Origin of the sequence: Pelagimonas varians, from assembly GCF_003208435.1 — a bacterium.
GTDB lineage: Bacteria > Pseudomonadota > Alphaproteobacteria > Rhodobacterales > Rhodobacteraceae > Pelagimonas > Pelagimonas varians.
In genome coordinates this window covers 138,937-155,103 of sequence record NZ_QKMF01000007.1, presented here as the reverse complement: position 1 = coordinate 155,103, position 16,167 = coordinate 138,937, and the positions used below count along the sequence as shown (strand labels likewise).

Genomic DNA, 16,167 nt, shown 5'->3' with positions numbered 1-16,167 from the left:
GCCCGTATACAAGATGCTTCTGTGAGCCATCACTTCAGACCAGTAGCTTGCCCTACCCGAGTACATAGATAGATTCCTGTTCGAAGAAGCCCTTTGCTAGAAGCGCCTCACGCATCTGCGCCGTGTCTTCTGCGAAGACGACAACAGCGAGGTCGGACAGTGCGCGCGAGCAGCATACATAGAACAAGCGTCGCGTTCGATCGATGACGCAATCCCTCCCGGCATCGATATGCCCCCGATCCGTTGCCGATATTGGCGCTAAGCCGAAATATTTACCGTAGGAGAAGGTGTTAGTTCGCCCTTCCTGATCATCAACGACGACGATCACCTTGTCGAACTCAGCGCCTTTGATGCCTTGCTGCGTGGCGAACGGAGACATCTTCTCGATGTATTTTCGATATCCCCACAGCTCCGTTGCATCGCACTGCATGAAACGAAGAGCGGCATTTTCGGTGGCTGGCTCGGAAATAGGTTTAGCCGTAACTGCGTAGAGGTCGATAAGCTCGAGGTAGCGCTCATCGAACGCCATCAAGTTATTGTCTCTCATGAAGCGGAGGATATCGCCGATGCGCACGTCGCTTCCCGCTTCCAACATCGCCACCAGTTCGCCGATCTGTCCTTGCAGGCTATTCAGAAGTCCCGCGGTGTCGGCACCGGCCAGCGCATCCGGCTGCAACCGCGGGCAGTGTTTGCGAAGTAGGCGCATAATCTCGAACTCTCGCCCTTTGTGACGCGCAAGCACCGCTGGAAGGACGTACGACAAAAATGGGCGCGCCACCCAGGCAGTCCCGTCAATCAGGCCGCTACTAAGGTCCTCCGGCGATCTGTCATTAAACGCGCTGTAGAGGTTTGGAAAACCAAGACGGGTTGCCGCCATCCTGTGGACCAGTACCAAGAGACGCAACGCTTCCTCGTCTGCTTCCTCCAACCAGCCTTCATCATCGTCCTGTTCTGCCAGCCAGCGACGCGCCTTTTCCAGACGTTCCTGTCGCAGATCATCGGCGGGCAAGATCAATACTCTGGCTGACCCTTCGACGGGAGCGTCTTCCCCGTTCACCACAACGTGGCGTCCGCGCGTTTGCTCAAGCTGGTCGTCTTCTGCCCTGATCCGGTTGATGACGCGAAGGACGGCCTGCGGACACCGGAAATTTTCCGGCTTTTCAAGCGTCTCCCATCCTTCTTCTGATGGAATGGGTCCGGCACCTTGCATGTAAATCTTCTGAACTGGATCGCCGAAAAAGCCGAGACAGAAGCCTAGCGGAACTGCCCGCGCCACTTTGCGGAGCGCATCCACAAACGCCGGGTCGGTGTCCTGACTCTCATCGACAAAGATAACCGGAAAGCGACGTGTCAGAAGGGTCTGCATCAATGCATGTCCAGCGATAAAATCCGGGCCGATCTTCAGAATATCGCTATGGCCGAGAACGCCGTTTGCGTAGTCGCTACCAGTCCCGTACCGGAAGCTCTTCACCGCACCGATTTCCGTAAGTTGACGTTTGTACCGTTCCATATTCTCCGCAGAACGGATCTTCGTCGCTTCTCTCGTTCGCGGCTTGTCTATTTTCTCTTGCTCTTCGGCAATCTTCTCGTGCAACCGGTTTCCTACCCAATCGCGCAAGTCGTTTTGAAAAGGTTTGATGACAGTCCAGAGAAAGCTGTGGATTGTAGAAACATGGAATAGTTCGTCATTTCCGACGTCTCCGCGAATTTCGTCCACGGCTACTTCGGTGTAGGTGACGCAGGCGACTTGTTGCCCGTTGCGGCGCAGGTCGGGCCCTTGGGTGCGTTCGATTTCTGCAAGGGCTTTCACGAGCGAAGTTGTCTTTCCCGAACCTGCTCCCGCGACCATCACGAAATGCCGATTGCCGTCACCCGCAAGCCGATCGTGAAGCGCCGTGTCGGTATCTGTATTGGGCTTACCGATGCGGCTTGTCATGCGGTGTCACCTTCTTGTTGGTCGTTCTCGTCCACTGCTACGCCCAGAGTGGCTTCGAGCCATTCCAAGCCTTCGGCGATGTAGAGAGGAACGTTCCAGGCGTCAGGGTCTTTGGCGAGCAATGCGAGCGCGAAATCCGTTTTCCTGTAGCTTGAGCTGTGCACCTTATTGTGCAGTTTTTCTACGAGGTCTTCCAGATTTTGAGGTGCGCGCACCCGAAGTTTTAACTCGCGATTAACAGCTTGCTGTGTCCAATCCAGATTATCGAAAGCGAAGGCGACTTCGAGCGTACGACCCGCACGCTCGATCTGTTCGCCGTTGTGCTCCAAGGGAACGGTGCCTGGGTAACAGACGCGAATGGCTCCAATCCTCGAAAGATCGGCGGGGAGTTCTTTGCAACAGTCTTCAACCGAAAGTAGTTCATCGATTCTATGCCTGCCGGGCAACCATTGGGCAAGCATCTGGTTCGACGTCACCGCATCCGGAGTTTCGGGCGTGCAAGTGCTGCCTGCCGCGACTGCTTCCTCTTCGTCGTTGCCGTCCACCGGTTCGGCATCATTCTCGTTTTCCTCGTCGGTAGGTCCGTTTACGCTGTCCAGATCGGTGACTACGAGCGTAGTTATCCCGATGTACTCTATAAGTGTCCGGAACAGGTGAGCGTAGGCTCCACCGATTTCGAGAACGCTAAGATAGCAGGAACGCAAACCGGGCGCTGCTTTTGCGATCATCTGAGGCATCACCAGCCGTTCGACATTGCCCTCGACGAGCACAGCCGCGTCGGCAAAGAAAAGGTCACAGTGCGTTAGCTTCAAATAACGTTCCAGAAAATCACGGCTCGGGTTGGCTGTAACACGGTAGAACTCCGACAGGTTCAGTACCTTGGACGCTTGTGCAATGCCTATACCTTCACGCCTGAAATAGCGAATGGGCTGGAAACCGCGCTCGTACAGGATGTGCGGAGAATGCGTCGTCAACGCAAGTTGCGTGTGGAAACCATCTGGCGCGTCATCCTCCGCCGCCAGAATTTCTAACACCTTGTTGACGAAGACTTGCTGCAACTGGGCATGCAAATGGGCTTCCGGCTCTTCGACAAACACCAGATGCAGAGGCGGCCGCTTCTCTTTCGTTGCCAGCCACTGTGCGTGAAGATCAAGAAGTTCGACCACCATATAGATCAGATTTTTGAATCCGAGCCCGTTATATTTGTCAGGGAGTGTCAGACCCTCATTGTTTAGGGCGTAGTGAACATGGGCACCGTCTTGGCTGTTCATCACCGTCGCAGGATTAAGCGCGGACTTAATCATCAGGCGCGGATTAGTCAGCCCCGGATATCCCAACTGAGCTAACCGCTGGAGTGTATCCGCGAAAACCTGTTCAAGATGTTGGTTCAGCAGTGTCTCCGAATCCGCTAGCGCCCTGATCGCATTGTAATCGTCACCGTGGCGTTCAAGATTTCTTTGGTAAAAGCGGCTAAGGTGCCGGGATAGTTCTTCGGCGCGGCTGCCTCCCTCACTATCTGAAAGATGGCGTTGTGCGTGCAGAAAATCGACTTTGATCAGCGAGTTGACGATGTCCTTTCCCGTGCGCCCCTGATCCCGCAGCAGTTCTTGCGGTTCGTAATCTTGGTTTGGCTCAAGCTTTTCGTTGAATTGGGCTTCATCAAGCACGAAATACTTGAATTCATACTCTCGCTGTAGCTCGTCTTCGAGATACTCCCGCAGCGTTCGCGGCGGCGCAACATACGGCTCCTCACTTTCCGGATGCCCTAAGGCGGCCACCGCTTCTTGTGCTTGTACATGTCGCTCCTGAAAGCGCGTCAAAGTCTCAGCTTCGTTGCGCGGAGCGAAGGCGATACGAACGCCGACCATCGTTCCTTGCCATTCAAGATTGGGAAGAAGATCGATGACACGATGTAGGTCTGCTTGCTCGACGCTGAACCACAGATCAAGTGACAAAGCCGGAAGTGCAGAGTCTGCTTGACCGGCTTCGAACAAATCGATGTCGCTCCATCGGCACGCGCTTATGTCATGAAAGCTGACACGGTCACGGGCACCGCCTGTGAAGAAGTGCATTGCGTGTGCAACGGAGGTCTTGCCGCTGTTATTCGCACCAACGAAAATTGAGATTTCGCGGTCGAGATCGATCTTGACGTCTGCGAGGCGACGGTAATTCTTAAGTCTAATCTTGCATAAATGCATTACATGCTCAATCTTTGTTGACTCGACACATTAACAACACTCTAGGTTGAGCTGCAAAGCTTGGAAATACCTTTCGTCTACTTGGGCATGAAATGTTCTTTTTCCCAAATGTCGGCTATAAGGAAACTGAGACTGACATTTCGCACCCGCAGCGAATGACGGCAATCCGTCCTGATCGCAATCTCGGAACGGCATTCAGATGCTAACGGGAGCAGCTAAAGTCCGATATCGCTCAAGGTGGGGCGTTTCCAATGCTGTTGAGTCCTCTGAGTGCTCGCGGTTTTTCCTGACGCCAATTAGCGTCTCCGTTAACCAAGCCATGTGACAAAACAAGCACAAAGACGCCACAAAGAAGCCCAATCGAACGAGTTTCTATCAGTTTAACAAAGTGTTAACAGCGGTCGTCAGGTCAAGAATGACCGCTTGGTTTTGTTCGCGTCGACGGCGGGCTGTTACAAGTTTGGGGGATTCTATGACTGACGATGTGCTTATTCGGAGTCTTCAGGAGGTATTAGAGGCTGAGACTCTCGAGCAGAGATTTGAGCTTTTGCGGCGTTTAGAAGAAACAGACGTTCCGACGGCGTTAGCTTTTGCCATACTGCCTGAAGCTCTGGATCTGTGGTCGCGGTCGTTTCACCAAAAAAGGCGAGAATAGTAGGGATTTCCTGTGCTTGCGGTTTTCTGGTTCCACCAAGCATTTTGGAAATCTTGTCGTTAGACAAGCCTAATGCCTCCGCCAACGCAGCTTTTTGTCCTCGATCAGTTCCCAGTCGAGCCTTAAGCCATTCAGGTGTGATTTCATCCATGGGCGTATATTGCGATTTTCGCACTAAATAGTATATTTCCAAATTCGCAATGTTTGCTGTTGCTATAATTTGCGAATATCGCAATATATGAAGTATGATGGAGCCAGCAAAAACCGTTATCGAAATTTGTGGTGGTATAGATGCCGTCGCAAAAATTTGTGCAAGAGATCGCTCCCGCGTGACCCGCTGGGGTTATCCAAAGGATCGAGGTGGAAGTGATGGAATGATTCCAACTCCGATTGCAAACCGCTTGTTGGAGTTTGCGAGGGAGGAAAAGCTTCCCTTGAGGGCGGAGCACTTTTTCCCTGCAACGCTTGCGAGGGAGGTACAATGAACCGTCATTTGCAAAAGCCATTTCCATCCACTGACAATCACACAACGCAGTCGGAAACTTCTTGTCCAGATCAGCTTCAAAATCACCTGAAACAAGAAACATCTTTCCAAATTGACCGCCTCAGCCTGCAAGATGTCGCGCGGGCCCGGTTTCGCGATTTGCTGAAAGACACCTGGCCGGGAACCGATCGGGAGACCGCACGCCGTGCTGCCAAGTCTCTAAACGTGCATGAAAAGACCGTTCTCAACTGGTTGGCCTGCACGCATTCTGCACCGTTTGAAATCGTCTTTGCGATCGGCTGCTTCACCGGTGTTTACCGCGTCATGGACGTGATGACACGCGGGCAGGGGCGGATGCAGGTGTTGAACCTCTTTGCAAAAGGGGTGCGCCGTGTCCTGGGAAAATGACATTTTCAGTCTGATGTATTCGGACTTTGGCGCAGTTGGCGTCGAGGAACTGACCAGCCAGTTTGGCCTTTGGGTCCGAAACTCGATCATCCACTTGTGGGCCGGTTATGTTGGCTTTCATCAATGGTTTTACCACCCTGATTTGCGCGGGACACTACAGGCGGTTTTGATCGCCTATTGCTTGTTGCAAGTTGTCCAATTGTGGACTCCGGGCGATTTCACCTTGGTCGCACTGGACAGTGCCTGGGACATTGTCGCGGTTGCCATTGGTATCAGTTGGGCTTGGTCGGATGCCATGCGCGGGGTGCCGAAATGAGTTTCATTGAAGCTCTGACCAACTCAATTATTGGCCTTTGCGTGGCGGTTCTGCTGACTTTGTATGCGCTGCCATTTTGGGGATATGAGCCAACGATCGTGGAGTCGTTTGAAATCACGGCGTTGTTCTTTGTTGCCGGGTTCATCCGAAACTGGATCATTCGGGCCGTGTTTCATCGCTATGTAAATCGCGGGGGTCAGGCAAAATGACCGCCCAAATCTTGCAACACAACACCGGTCGCACTCACGGACAAACCGGTCAGGCGCGCAACCTGCGTTGCCGCCAAAGCAGCGGGGTGTCTTCCTCCTCGATCCTCCCGACACCTTGCTGCTTTTTGGATTTTCAGATGTCGTGCCTTTGGCGCGGACGCCTGCGCCGGGCTTCGGCGTGCTCACTCCCTGAGTTGGATACTTGGCCGGTGCTGCGGCATCGGCCGCTTTTTTCCACCAGGGAATGGGGCCCAATTATGCGCCGGGCCATGCGCGCCGCCTTGCCTAAACTGTCCGGATATCCCGGAGCCCAGCCTGCGCCTGCTCGCGCGGCTGGGCGATTTTTTATGAGCGAGGTGGGGTGATGGTCGCGCATCTGCAGGCAGTTGATGAAGAATTGGACGTCTATCCAATCTCGGTGAATGACCGACTGGATTCGCACTACTTCCTGCAATTCAACCACGACCGATATGAGCGCAGTGAGTTTCGCCGCAAGTCATACCGCGACCCTGAGGTTGGGTTTTTCGGGCTGGAATTGTTCTTCAAATCGCACGGGGAAGCACCGCTTGGCACCTTGCCTCAAGACCACGATTCATTGGCCTTTCTGCTTGGATTGCCGCTGGAAAAGTGGATGGGATTGGTCGAGCGCAAGTTTAACCCGCTCTACAATTGGAAGCCGGTCATGTGTGACAACGGTCAAATCCGGTTGGCGCATCCCGTTGTCCAGGAAGTCATGGAAGCTGCGCTGCAGGGGCATCGGGAACACAAGGCGAGCAACGAAGACAAGGCGGTTTGGACCCGGCGCAAGCGGTTGAAAGAGGCGCTGAAATCCTGCGGCTGTAGCGATGATTTATGCAGCGACGATGTGGCCGTTGGCTGGATCGATGACTGGCTGAATGAGCATCACCATGGGCAACGCCGCATGCCGCAGTTCCAAGTTTCGATCGGGCGTGCTTTGAAGGTGGCCGCGCAAGAAGGTGTTTTGAGCCGGACGCGGATGGGCCATTGATATTAATAGATAAATCGAAGCGTTTGTAGACGGAACAGTTCTCCACAGTTCCGGAACAGTTCCGAACAGAATGGAACAGTTCCAGACATAAGAGAGGACACGAAATGAAATAATAACGATAGCCGGCCGCGCCACCAAACGAGCGTAAGGCCAGTGGAAAGCGAAGGGAGCCTAAAGTGCTGAGAAGGGGTTGGAATGCAAAGCGCAGTGGCTTTGACCAAAGAAAAGCCGGAAGCGGGACGGGCGCGGGTGCGTCGGTTACTGATCCGGCGGTTGAATGATGTGGGCTTGCAAAAGCGGCATGGAATGAAGGCGGAAGCGCATTTGGATATGCTGGGCCGGTTGGAGGCCAAGCTGGCCTATATGAGTGAGGTCAACCTGAACGGCTTGGCCGATCTGGTGATTGCCAAGGCTGAAAATGAGCGCTGGCCCAAAGAGGTGACGATCTTGCAGTTTGGCAACCGGCTGCAACTGCCGCCACCGCGCCGGGTTGATTACGCGGTGTCGGTGATGCGCTCGGCGATGGGCAAACAGGCCTTGGCCGGCGGCTATCATGTCGAGTTGCTGGACATCGCGCGGCGTTGGGGCCCGCCACCCTCGAAATATGAAATCAGTCAGCTGCAGGTGCGCTCGATCGAGAATGTGCGCAAACATGATCAGGTCATGGCGCGGGCGCAAAAGAATCTGGCCAGCCGCGATGATCAGCAATGGCTCGCTTGGTATCTCGGTCTCAAAGAAGAATGCGAGGCAATCATGAGTGAAGCGACAGGAGTGGCGTCATGATGCAGATGACAATTGAGGCGGGTGAACATGTGCAACCAGCGACTGGCACAACCAAGAAACCGATTGCGGTCTGGGACTTGCTGCAATGGGCGTTTCGATCGGAATGTGCACAGCTCGACTTTGATGAGATTGGCAGCGAGGCGGGTGGTCGGGTTGGTATCGGCATCGAGTATGTTCTGATGCAGCAAAGCATTCTGGGCTGTCGGCCTGATGGTGGGGGCTCATCTGCCCCACATCATGACGCCGACATCGTGGCCTCGGCTTTGTCGGCACTGCCTGATCATGTCGGCGGGCGCTCGATGGCAATCTCGATTGCTGAGCTGGCGCGGGCCGGGCAGGTGCCTGATTGGATGCCGGATGCCAGGCCCAAAATCGTTCCCATTGAGGTGCAGACAAATCAACATGGGTGGCGGTCCAAAACTGTCGACAGCGCAGAGTTTGGGAGTGAAGGGTGGCCACGCCAGCCGCGCCGCAATCGCAAGGGGGTGGTTGTTCATGACGTGGTCAAATGCTGCCCCGTGGAAATCCGGCCAACGCCGGATCAGATTGGCCGCGCACATCGTGGCTATTTGGCGTGGTGGGGCGCGTTGTTGGACTTGCGCCAGGTGCTGCATCAATCGGCCATGTTGAGCAGGTTTACCGTGACCGATGCCATGCCTCCCTTGCAGCCGTGGAAATAATCCTTGACGAAAACCTGCCCCCGTTGACATAGTGCCGTTGAACCGAAGAGCGCCCGCATGAAACTGCCGGGCGCTTTTTCGTATCCTTTTCCCAAATCTTGGTGGTGCCCATGCTCACGGTGAACGTGAAGATGACCCAATTTGATATCGGCCTGACCGATCGGCTAGCCAAGCAGGCTCCGTTTGCCTTGGCGCAAGCGATGAATGATGTGGTCTATGACGGGCAGGATGCGGTTGAAGACGAAATCGCGGCGAGCTTTGATCGGCCCACGCGCTTTACCAAGAAGGCGTTCCGGGTGCAGCGCGCCAGCAAGAGAGACCTGACTGCTTCGATCTTGCGCAAGGATATGGTGGCGGGTCGGCATTATCTCGAAGTGCAAGAGGAAGGTGGGGCGCGACCACAGACCGGCCTCGAGAAACTACTTGCCCGGCGTCTCAACTACGGTGGCATTGTTCAATCTGTCATTCCGGCCAAAGGCGCGCGGCTGACGGCGGCGGGCAATTGGTCACCGGGCCAACGCAACCAAGTCCTATCGGCCATCAAAGCGCAGCGCGATGAACGCACCAACACAACCAAAGCTTCCAAGGCGCGCAAGACGGGGCAGTCGGGCTACTTTGTGCCGCGTGATGGATCGAAGCTTTCGCCGGGTGTGTATCAGCGCATGGCGCGGGGCAAGGTGAAGAAGATCCTGCACATCACCGATCGTGTCGCGACTTATCAAAAGCGGTTTCACTTCTATGAGCGCGTCTCGATCCGGGTCAATCGCAAGCTGGCCGGTCACTTTGATCGCCGCTTAAAGCAAGCATTGGCGACGGCGCGATGAGCAAAACACCCTTTGGGTCCTTCCTGGCAATGCTGTGCACGGGGGTAATTCGCACCGCGTTTCATGCGGGATTGTTTTGTTTTTTGGGTGTTTGGGTTGGGGTTCTTGTTGTTGATGACGGGGAAAGAGACAGAGATGACTGAGACGATCACACTCATGGATGGGGAGGTTTTGGACTTGTCCCTGTTTCCTCTGCCTGAGGGGATCGAGGATGATGTGTTCAATGTTGACCTGATGGCCAAGGCCATGGGCGTTTCCACTGTCACGCTTGGCAAATGGATCGATCAAGGCATGCCGGTGCAAAAACAGGGCGGCAATGGTCAATCTTATGAGCTGAAGTTCAGCCAGTGTTTTGCCTGGCGCAAATGGAAAGAGAACCAAGACCGATCGGCTAAGCGTTCGATGGAACGGCGCGCCGAGCAAAAGGCGATGTTGTTTTTGGGAGACGACAGTGCCGCCCCGGCCAGCACCCTGTCTGCCAAAGAGATCCGCGAATGGTCTGAGGCTGAGCTGCTGCGCAACAAATTGGCCGAGCAAAAGGGCCAGCTGGTGCGGGTCGCCCCAGTTCAGGACTTGCTGGATGGGTTGATGGTGACGCTATGCAACGGGTTGGCAAACGCGCCGGATTATCTCGAGCAGGAGTTCAGCCTGTCGCCGCCCCAGGTCGTCAAGGCGCAGGTCTATTTCGACAACCTGCTGGCTGAGATCAACAAACAGATCTCGGATGGTAATTTCCGAGCCGCAAGCGTTGTGCCGCTTCAGAAAGTCGAAGAGGCGGGCTGAGGTGACAGAAATGAGTGATCGCGCGCTGGGGCAGGTTTTTGATCTGCCCCCATTGCCTCCCTTTGTTCAAGCACAGGAATTGCTGGCAGATGCTCTGCCTTTGTTGAGCGCGCCCAACCGCATTTTGACCTCAGAGGCGGCAGAGCGTTATGTGCGCGTGGAAACCCGCGGCGTTTGGCAAAACTTCGATCCGGATGTGACGCCCTATATGGTCGAACCGGCGAATACCTCGCAATCGCGGCTCTACAAAGGTGGCGCATTCCTGGGCCCGGCGCAGTCTGGCAAAACCATGTCGCTGATCACTTTGGCCCTGCGGCCAGTGGTCTGTGAACCGTCGCCTGTATTGATCATCCACATGGATCGACCAAGTCGGGATCGTTGGGTCGAGGAATCGCTCAACCCGGTGATTGCCAACAGTCCAGAGATTGCCGATCGTCTGGGAAAATCGCGTGATGACAATACGTTCAGCCGCAAACGGTTTCGCGGAATGCGGCTCAATCTGGGCTATCCAACGCCGCAATGGTTGTCCTCGGCCAAGTACCGGTTGGTCTTGCTGACCGACTTTGACCACTTCCCGCCAGAACTTGGGGTGCGCAAAGATGCGCCAGAGGGATCGGCCTTCACCATGGCGCTGCAGCGGATCAAAACCTATCTATCGCGCGGTTTTGTGTTCGCTGAAAGCACGCCGGCATGGCCAGTTGTTCAGGGCGAAGATGTGCCCGATGCCACCGGTCTGCATGAGATGCCCGCGGTTCGCTATGGGATTGTGCCGCTGTATAATCGGGGCACCCGCGGGCGTTGGTATTGGGAATGTCGTGATTGCGGCGAGCTGTTTGAGCCAACGTTCGACAAGCTGCATTTCAACGAAGACCTGTCGCCCCGCGAGGCTGGCGAAAGTGCAGAAATGGAATGCCCCGCCTGCCATTGTTTGATCGGATCGCAGCACAAAAACGAGTTCAACCGATCGGCTTTGCATGGCACCGGCGGCTGGCTGCACGAAACCGAAGATGGTCAGGACCTGGTGCCTTTGGCTGATAGCAAAGTGCGCGGAACCGAGATCGCCAGCTGGGCGTTGAACGGAGCGGCTGCGACCTTTGCCAATTGGTCGGATTTGGTGGCTCGCAAGATCGATGCCGAGCGGGAATATGACAAACTGGGCGATGATCTCGATCTTGCGCGGTTTTACTACACCGACCTTGGCCAGCCCTACAAACGCGAAGCCCGCGCCAATGATGATGAGCTGAACCTGACGTTCCTCAAGGACCATTTGCAGGAGGCAGAAAAAGGTATCGCGCCAAGCTGGACGCGCTTCATCACAATATCGGTGGATGTGCAGGGCACGTATTTTCCGGTGCAGATCACGGCCTGGGGCGAAGACGGGCAGGCGCAGGTTGTTGATCGCTTTGATTTTACAGTGCCGCCCAAAGACGCGCCGAATGTGCAGGTCGGAGATGAAGGCGAAACCCGCACGCTCGATCCGGCGCGCTACTTTGAGGATTGGCAGGTTCTCGAAGCGCTGGCGCAGCGGGTCATTCCGGTTGCCGGCGCTGGCTATGGGCTGCGAGCGATCCGGGTTGTTGTGGATTTTCAAGGCAAGCCCGGCGTCAGTGACAATGCCGAAAAGTTCATTCGGGCAAGGCGGCGCGCCAATGAGGGTGATCGCTGGCGCACGTCGCGCGGGCAGGGCGGTTGGAAAGTGCCGTTTCGCTACAAATACGATTTCCCCGATCGCGGTCACGGCGGCAAACAGGCCCGCAATATCAAGCTTTTGACCGTTGCCACCGATCGTTTGAAAGACACGCTGGCCGCCAGCTTGAAGAGAGCGCTTGGAGGCGTCGGGGCGTTTTGGTTGCCCAGTTGGATGCGCAAAGATGAGGCGATGCTTGGCGAATATGTTGCCGAGGAACGCCTGTCAGATGGTTGGGACAAAAAGCCCGGCCAAGTGCGCAATGAGGGCACCGATCTCTCGGTTCTTGCCCGTGCAGTGGCGGAAGAAAAAGGTCTGTCGCGCGTCGATTGGGCTGCACCGCCGCGTTGGGCGCTTGGCGGTCCCCAAAACGAGTTTGCCGTTTTGAGCAATGACCAGGGCGACGAGAAACAAAAGCCGCGCGCGAGCCAACCCGCGCGGATCAACTTTTTGAGCTGAGGGGCGCATGGCGTACACGCAAGATCAAATCGACAAAGCCAAAGAGCAATACGCCAAGGGCGCGCTCGAGCTTGAATTAAACGGCGAGCGGGTGAAGTTCGTCAGCGGCAAAGAATTCCGGCGCCGTATCCAAGACATGGAAGATCAGGTTGCCGGTGGCAGTTCCGGCATGTCGGTTTCCTATGCTTCATCGAGCCGAGGTCTTTGACATGAGCTTTCTCGACAAGGCCATTCTTGCGATCAGCCCGGAGCGCGGGCTGCGCAGGGTCAAAGCGCGCTCTGCGGCTCAGACGGTGATGAACTTTGACGCTGCCAGCCGTGGCCGGCGCACGCGGGGGTGGAAAGCGCCGGGCACATCGGCGGATGCTGCTGGAATGGGCAGCCGATCGCGTTTGCGCAACCTGAGCCGCGACATGATCCGCAACCGGGCCTTGGCGGTGCGGGGCCGCGATGTCATCACCGGCAATGTTGTTGGCACCGGCATTTTGCCGTCGGTTCGTATGGACAACCCAAATGACGCCGAAGCCGCGATGGATGTGTTGCGCCAGCATCTTTTGACCGCGGCCATCGATGCCCATGGCACCTGTGATGTTTTGGGATTGCAGCGGGTGGTCATGAACACGGTCTTTTGTGATGGTGAGGTTTTGGTGCGCCGGCGCATGCGTGATCCTCGCCTTGATCCGGACCTCACGCTGCCGTTTCAGATCGAGTTGTTGGAAGCGGATCACCTGGACGAGACGCTGACCAGTCACGGCAAAAACGAGGTGATTGAGGGCATTGAATACGGGCCAACGGGACGCATCGAGGCCTATCATCTCTTTCCCCGTCATCCCGGTGAAATCGGACGCCTTCGCAGCCTTGGCCTGAAAAGTTCGCGGGTGCCGGCCAAACAAATGCTGCACATTCGCCGCGTTGATCGGCCCGGCCAAATGCGCGGCGTGCCTTGGCTTGCGCCGATCATGATGACCCTTGGTGAAATCAGCGACTACCAAGAGGCGCAGATCCTGAAACAGAAGATTGCGGCTTTGCTGGCTTTTTTCATCTCGGCCAGCTCAGACGGGAAAGTCTATGACGGCAAACCCCTGCAAGACTTGCAGCCTGGGGCAATTGTTGGCCTGGAAGAGGGGCAAACCGTTCATCCATCACAGCCACCAACCGTAGATGGCTATCAGGAGTTTATGAACCAGGCGATCCGCACAATCGCCATGGGTTTGGGGCTCAGCTACGAGAGTTTTGGCGATCTGCGCGGCGTGAACTACAGCTCGGGCAAAATGGGCCGTCTGGAAATGGATCGCTTTGTCGAGGTTTGGCAAAAGCAGCTGATGATTGCGCAGTTTTGCACCGGCGTTGGCAATTGGGTTTTGGAGGCTTGGCCATTGGTGCAGCGCCTGCCAGCCGCGCCAAAAGAGATCGCTTGGACGGCTCCCAAACGCCCACTGATTGATCCGCCAAAAGAAATCAAAGCCGCGGCTGAAGAGATCAAATCCGGGATCACCAGCCGCCAGCGCAAGCAACGCGAAATGGGCTACGATCCAGACGTCATTGAGCGCGAGCGCCGAGAAGATGCGGCGCGAGACCAGGCGATGCCTGACGACACCTCCCAATCTGAAAAGGATGAGAACAATGAACGGGACTGACCTGATCCTAAACGATGAAATCATCCTTGAGGGCCATGTGCTTGAACATGATTGGTGCCAGTGGATGGATGGCGGATGCTTCTCGGCCCGGATGGTGCGCGAAGCGCTGGCTGAGTTTTCTGGCGATGTCACTGTGCGGGTCAACTCAGGTGGCGGCGATCCCTTTGAGGGGGAAGCGATCCGGGTCGCCTTGGCGGCTCATACCGGTCAAGTCACTGCGATTGTTGGTGGAGTTGCGGCGAGCGCTGCGTCTTTGCTGATCATGGGCGCGCACCGCATCGAGATTTCTGAGGGGTCATTTATCATGATCCACGACCCATCGACACGTTTGTTTGGCGGAGCAGATGACCTGCGCCAAGAAGCCGATCGGTTGGATACGTTGGCTGCAACATATGCCCAGGTCTATGCCAGCCGATCGGGGCAACCGTCTGAAACCGTCGCGCAAATGATGGCTGTCGAAACCTGGCTTGGCGGCGCTGACGCTGTGAGCCGCGGGTTTGCCGATGGCTTGGCCGGCGCGGAATCCGACGACAGTTCAGAGGCCTTGAGCACGGCGCAATCCATGCACAGCTTGTCGCGCCAAGCCATGCAGCGCTGCCTCACCCATTTCTCCGCTTCAGGCCAAGCGCCTGTGTCGAAACCGTCCGCACCTGCGGCTCACCAACAGGCCAGCATGGCCGCAACTCAGGAGGCACCTATGCCAGAAGAAAACCCGGCGGTTGAAACGCCAACCACCCAGCCGCAACCCGCGGCCGTGACCATGTCAGCAGGTGATACAACCGCAGCTGAACAGCGCGGCGCAACGATGGAACGCACCCGCCAAAACAGCATTCGCGAGATGGCACGCCCCTTCATGGCCGCGGGCCAGTTGAGTGAAGCGCAGGTTGATGTGCTGATCAACGAAGGCACACCCGCGGAAAGCGCTGGCAATCGGTTGATGGCGGTGATGGCCGCGGCAGAACAACCAATTGCACCGGGGTCGGACAGCCCGGCACGCATCACCTGCGATGAGGTCGACACCCGAATGGAAGGTATGATCCAAGCGATGATGCGTGACTTTTCCGGGCCGGGGGAGCAGTTTCGCGGCATGAGCGTGCGCGGTTTGGCCATGGAACTTGGCGGATCCCGCGGCTTTAACATCAACCAGCAGATTGCCACGGGCATGCGCGCGACCTCGATGATGGGCGGTGCGCATGGGGTCAGTGACTTTGCGTATATCACCACCGAAGTCATGAACCGCTCTTTGATTGCGGAATATGATCGTCGCGGCGCAGGTTGGGATGTCGTGACCGGCACACCCTTGTCAGCCAGTGATTTTCGCGAGCTGCACAACGTGCGCTTTGGCGGTGATTTCCAGCTCAAGACCGTCAAAGAAAACGGCGAGTATGAAGAAGCCACTCTGAAAGACGAAGCCGAAGGTCTGACGATCGAGCGCCGCGGCCGCACGATCAGCCTGACTTTTGAGGCCGTGGTCAATGATGACATGGGGGCCTTTGGCCGGATCCCGCGCGAGTTCGCCATGGCGGCGCGGATGATGGAAGCTTCGATGGTTTGGAAGTTGATCCGCTCTAACGCGGCTTTGAAATCCGATGGCACCGCCTTGTTCCATGCTGATCACAAGAACCTCGCCTCGTCGGGCAGTGCTTTGTCGGTGAGTTCGGTTGGAGCCGGGCGCAAATCCATGTGGCGGCAAACGGCCTTTGGCTCCAAAGACGAAGAGGATTTCTTGAATATCACCCCCAATATTCTGCTGGTTCCGGATGCTTTGGAAACCGTCGCGCTGAAGTTCACCTCTGATATCACTCCGGCCAAGGGTGATGATGTGAACCCCTATCGGCGCAGCCTGACGCCTCATGTGGTGCCCAATATCGGTGCGGCTGTGACCGGCGGGTCTGACACGGCGTGGTATTTGATCAGTTCAGACCTGCCACCGATCTCGGTTGCCAATCTCGAAGGCTACGAAGCGCCAACAGTGCGCACGATTGAGGGGATGAACCCAGACAAGGTGACGATGAATGCGCGCCATATCTTTGGGGCGGCGGCAACCGAGCACCGCGGTGTTTACAAGAACCCCGGACAATAATTGGGCCAGTAATCTG

The 16,167-nt window shown here is 56.2% G+C and carries 15 protein-coding genes; 12 read left to right on the top strand and 3 right to left on the bottom strand.

What is annotated here, in order from left to right:
* Positions 1 to 52 precede the first annotated feature (52 nt).
* The 3 genes from C8N36_RS11600 to C8N36_RS11590 form a co-directional block, all read right to left on the bottom strand.
* Positions 53 to 1,936, bottom strand: a complete 1,884-nt coding sequence (locus tag C8N36_RS11600; protein ID WP_097804542.1) for a UvrD-helicase domain-containing protein — start codon at positions 1,934 to 1,936, stop codon at positions 53 to 55.
* Positions 1,933 to 4,134, bottom strand: a complete 2,202-nt coding sequence (locus C8N36_RS11595) for an ATP-dependent nuclease (protein ID WP_097804543.1) — start codon at positions 4,132 to 4,134, stop codon at positions 1,933 to 1,935. Before C8N36_RS11595 ends, C8N36_RS11600 begins: the two co-directional genes overlap by 4 nt.
* 488 nt (positions 4,135 to 4,622) lie before the next feature.
* Entirely contained in the window at positions 4,623 to 4,940 is a 318-nt protein-coding gene (locus C8N36_RS11590) for a hypothetical protein (protein WP_097804544.1), read from the bottom strand.
* Between the two features lie 330 nt (positions 4,941 to 5,270).
* Here C8N36_RS11590 and C8N36_RS11580 point away from each other — a divergent pair, with 330 nt between their 5' ends.
* The 12 genes from C8N36_RS11580 (at position 5,271) to C8N36_RS11520 (ending at position 16,151) form a co-directional block, all read left to right on the top strand.
* The gene (locus tag C8N36_RS11580; protein ID WP_097804546.1) at positions 5,271 to 5,681 is read left to right on the top strand and encodes a hypothetical protein; all 411 of its coding nucleotides are present in this window, start codon (positions 5,271 to 5,273) and stop codon (positions 5,679 to 5,681) included.
* Complete coding sequence (locus C8N36_RS11575; RefSeq protein ID WP_097804547.1) at positions 5,665 to 5,997, top strand: hypothetical protein; 333 nt, start codon at positions 5,665 to 5,667, stop codon at positions 5,995 to 5,997. The genes C8N36_RS11580 and C8N36_RS11575 overlap by 17 nt, the downstream gene beginning before the upstream one ends.
* Positions 5,994 to 6,206 carry a DUF7220 family protein gene (locus C8N36_RS11570; RefSeq protein ID WP_097804548.1) on the top strand — a complete coding sequence of 71 codons (213 nt, stop codon included), beginning with the start codon at positions 5,994 to 5,996 and terminating at the stop codon, positions 6,204 to 6,206. Before C8N36_RS11575 ends, C8N36_RS11570 begins: the two co-directional genes overlap by 4 nt.
* A 364-nt stretch (positions 6,207 to 6,570) precedes the next feature.
* Positions 6,571 to 7,215 carry a hypothetical protein gene (locus C8N36_RS11560; protein ID WP_097804550.1) on the top strand — a complete coding sequence of 215 codons (645 nt, stop codon included), beginning with the start codon at positions 6,571 to 6,573 and terminating at the stop codon, positions 7,213 to 7,215.
* A gap of 195 nt (positions 7,216 to 7,410) precedes the next feature.
* Positions 7,411 to 7,998 (top strand): hypothetical protein, encoded by a 588-nt coding sequence (locus C8N36_RS11555; protein ID WP_097804551.1) that lies wholly within the window; start codon positions 7,411 to 7,413, stop codon positions 7,996 to 7,998.
* Positions 7,995 to 8,678 (top strand): hypothetical protein, encoded by a 684-nt coding sequence (locus C8N36_RS11550; RefSeq protein WP_097804552.1) that lies wholly within the window; start codon positions 7,995 to 7,997, stop codon positions 8,676 to 8,678. The genes C8N36_RS11555 and C8N36_RS11550 overlap by 4 nt, the downstream gene beginning before the upstream one ends.
* 131 nt (positions 8,679 to 8,809) lie before the next feature.
* Positions 8,810 to 9,502 (top strand): hypothetical protein, encoded by a 693-nt coding sequence (locus C8N36_RS11545; RefSeq protein ID WP_141468041.1) that lies wholly within the window; start codon positions 8,810 to 8,812, stop codon positions 9,500 to 9,502.
* A gap of 135 nt (positions 9,503 to 9,637) precedes the next feature.
* The gene (locus C8N36_RS11540; RefSeq protein ID WP_170125862.1) at positions 9,638 to 10,285 is read left to right on the top strand and encodes a terminase small subunit; all 648 of its coding nucleotides are present in this window, start codon (positions 9,638 to 9,640) and stop codon (positions 10,283 to 10,285) included.
* Positions 10,286 to 10,295: 10 nt separating this feature from the next.
* Positions 10,296 to 12,431 carry a terminase gpA endonuclease subunit gene (locus tag C8N36_RS11535; protein WP_170125861.1) on the top strand — a complete coding sequence of 712 codons (2,136 nt, stop codon included), beginning with the start codon at positions 10,296 to 10,298 and terminating at the stop codon, positions 12,429 to 12,431.
* 7 nt (positions 12,432 to 12,438) lie between these two features.
* Positions 12,439 to 12,639: a phage head-tail joining protein gene (locus C8N36_RS11530; RefSeq protein WP_097804556.1), complete on the top strand. Its 201-nt coding sequence runs from the start codon at positions 12,439 to 12,441 to the stop codon at positions 12,637 to 12,639.
* Position 12,640: 1 nt separating this feature from the next.
* Positions 12,641 to 14,068, top strand: a complete 1,428-nt coding sequence (locus C8N36_RS11525) for a phage portal protein (protein ID WP_170125860.1) — start codon at positions 12,641 to 12,643, stop codon at positions 14,066 to 14,068.
* Positions 14,055 to 16,151 (top strand): head maturation protease, ClpP-related, encoded by a 2,097-nt coding sequence (locus tag C8N36_RS11520; protein ID WP_170125859.1) that lies wholly within the window; start codon positions 14,055 to 14,057, stop codon positions 16,149 to 16,151. The genes C8N36_RS11525 and C8N36_RS11520 overlap by 14 nt, the downstream gene beginning before the upstream one ends.
* Positions 16,152 to 16,167: the final 16 nt, after the last annotated feature.

What these genes read in the sequence shown, in the direction of transcription:
- C8N36_RS11600 (WP_097804542.1), bottom strand. Translation starts at nt 1,936, where the DNA reads ATGACAAGCCGCATCGGTAAGCCCAATACAGATACCGACACGGCGCTT.
- C8N36_RS11545 (WP_141468041.1), top strand. Translation starts at nt 8,810, where the DNA reads ATGACCCAATTTGATATCGGCCTGACCGATCGGCTAGCCAAGCAGGCT.
- C8N36_RS11595 (WP_097804543.1), bottom strand. Translation starts at nt 4,134, where the DNA reads ATGCATTTATGCAAGATTAGACTTAAGAATTACCGTCGCCTCGCAGAC.
- C8N36_RS11535 (WP_170125861.1), top strand. Translation starts at nt 10,296, where the DNA reads ATGAGTGATCGCGCGCTGGGGCAGGTTTTTGATCTGCCCCCATTGCCT.
- C8N36_RS11560 (WP_097804550.1), top strand. Translation starts at nt 6,571, where the DNA reads ATGGTCGCGCATCTGCAGGCAGTTGATGAAGAATTGGACGTCTATCCA.
- C8N36_RS11590 (WP_097804544.1), bottom strand. Translation starts at nt 4,940, where the DNA reads ATGGATGAAATCACACCTGAATGGCTTAAGGCTCGACTGGGAACTGAT.
- C8N36_RS11520 (WP_170125859.1), top strand. Translation starts at nt 14,055, where the DNA reads ATGAACGGGACTGACCTGATCCTAAACGATGAAATCATCCTTGAGGGC.
- C8N36_RS11580 (WP_097804546.1), top strand. Translation starts at nt 5,271, where the DNA reads ATGAACCGTCATTTGCAAAAGCCATTTCCATCCACTGACAATCACACA.
- C8N36_RS11570 (WP_097804548.1), top strand. Translation starts at nt 5,994, where the DNA reads ATGAGTTTCATTGAAGCTCTGACCAACTCAATTATTGGCCTTTGCGTG.
- C8N36_RS11550 (WP_097804552.1), top strand. Translation starts at nt 7,995, where the DNA reads ATGATGCAGATGACAATTGAGGCGGGTGAACATGTGCAACCAGCGACT.
- C8N36_RS11540 (WP_170125862.1), top strand. Translation starts at nt 9,638, where the DNA reads ATGACTGAGACGATCACACTCATGGATGGGGAGGTTTTGGACTTGTCC.
- C8N36_RS11555 (WP_097804551.1), top strand. Translation starts at nt 7,411, where the DNA reads ATGCAAAGCGCAGTGGCTTTGACCAAAGAAAAGCCGGAAGCGGGACGG.
- C8N36_RS11530 (WP_097804556.1), top strand. Translation starts at nt 12,439, where the DNA reads ATGGCGTACACGCAAGATCAAATCGACAAAGCCAAAGAGCAATACGCC.
- C8N36_RS11525 (WP_170125860.1), top strand. Translation starts at nt 12,641, where the DNA reads ATGAGCTTTCTCGACAAGGCCATTCTTGCGATCAGCCCGGAGCGCGGG.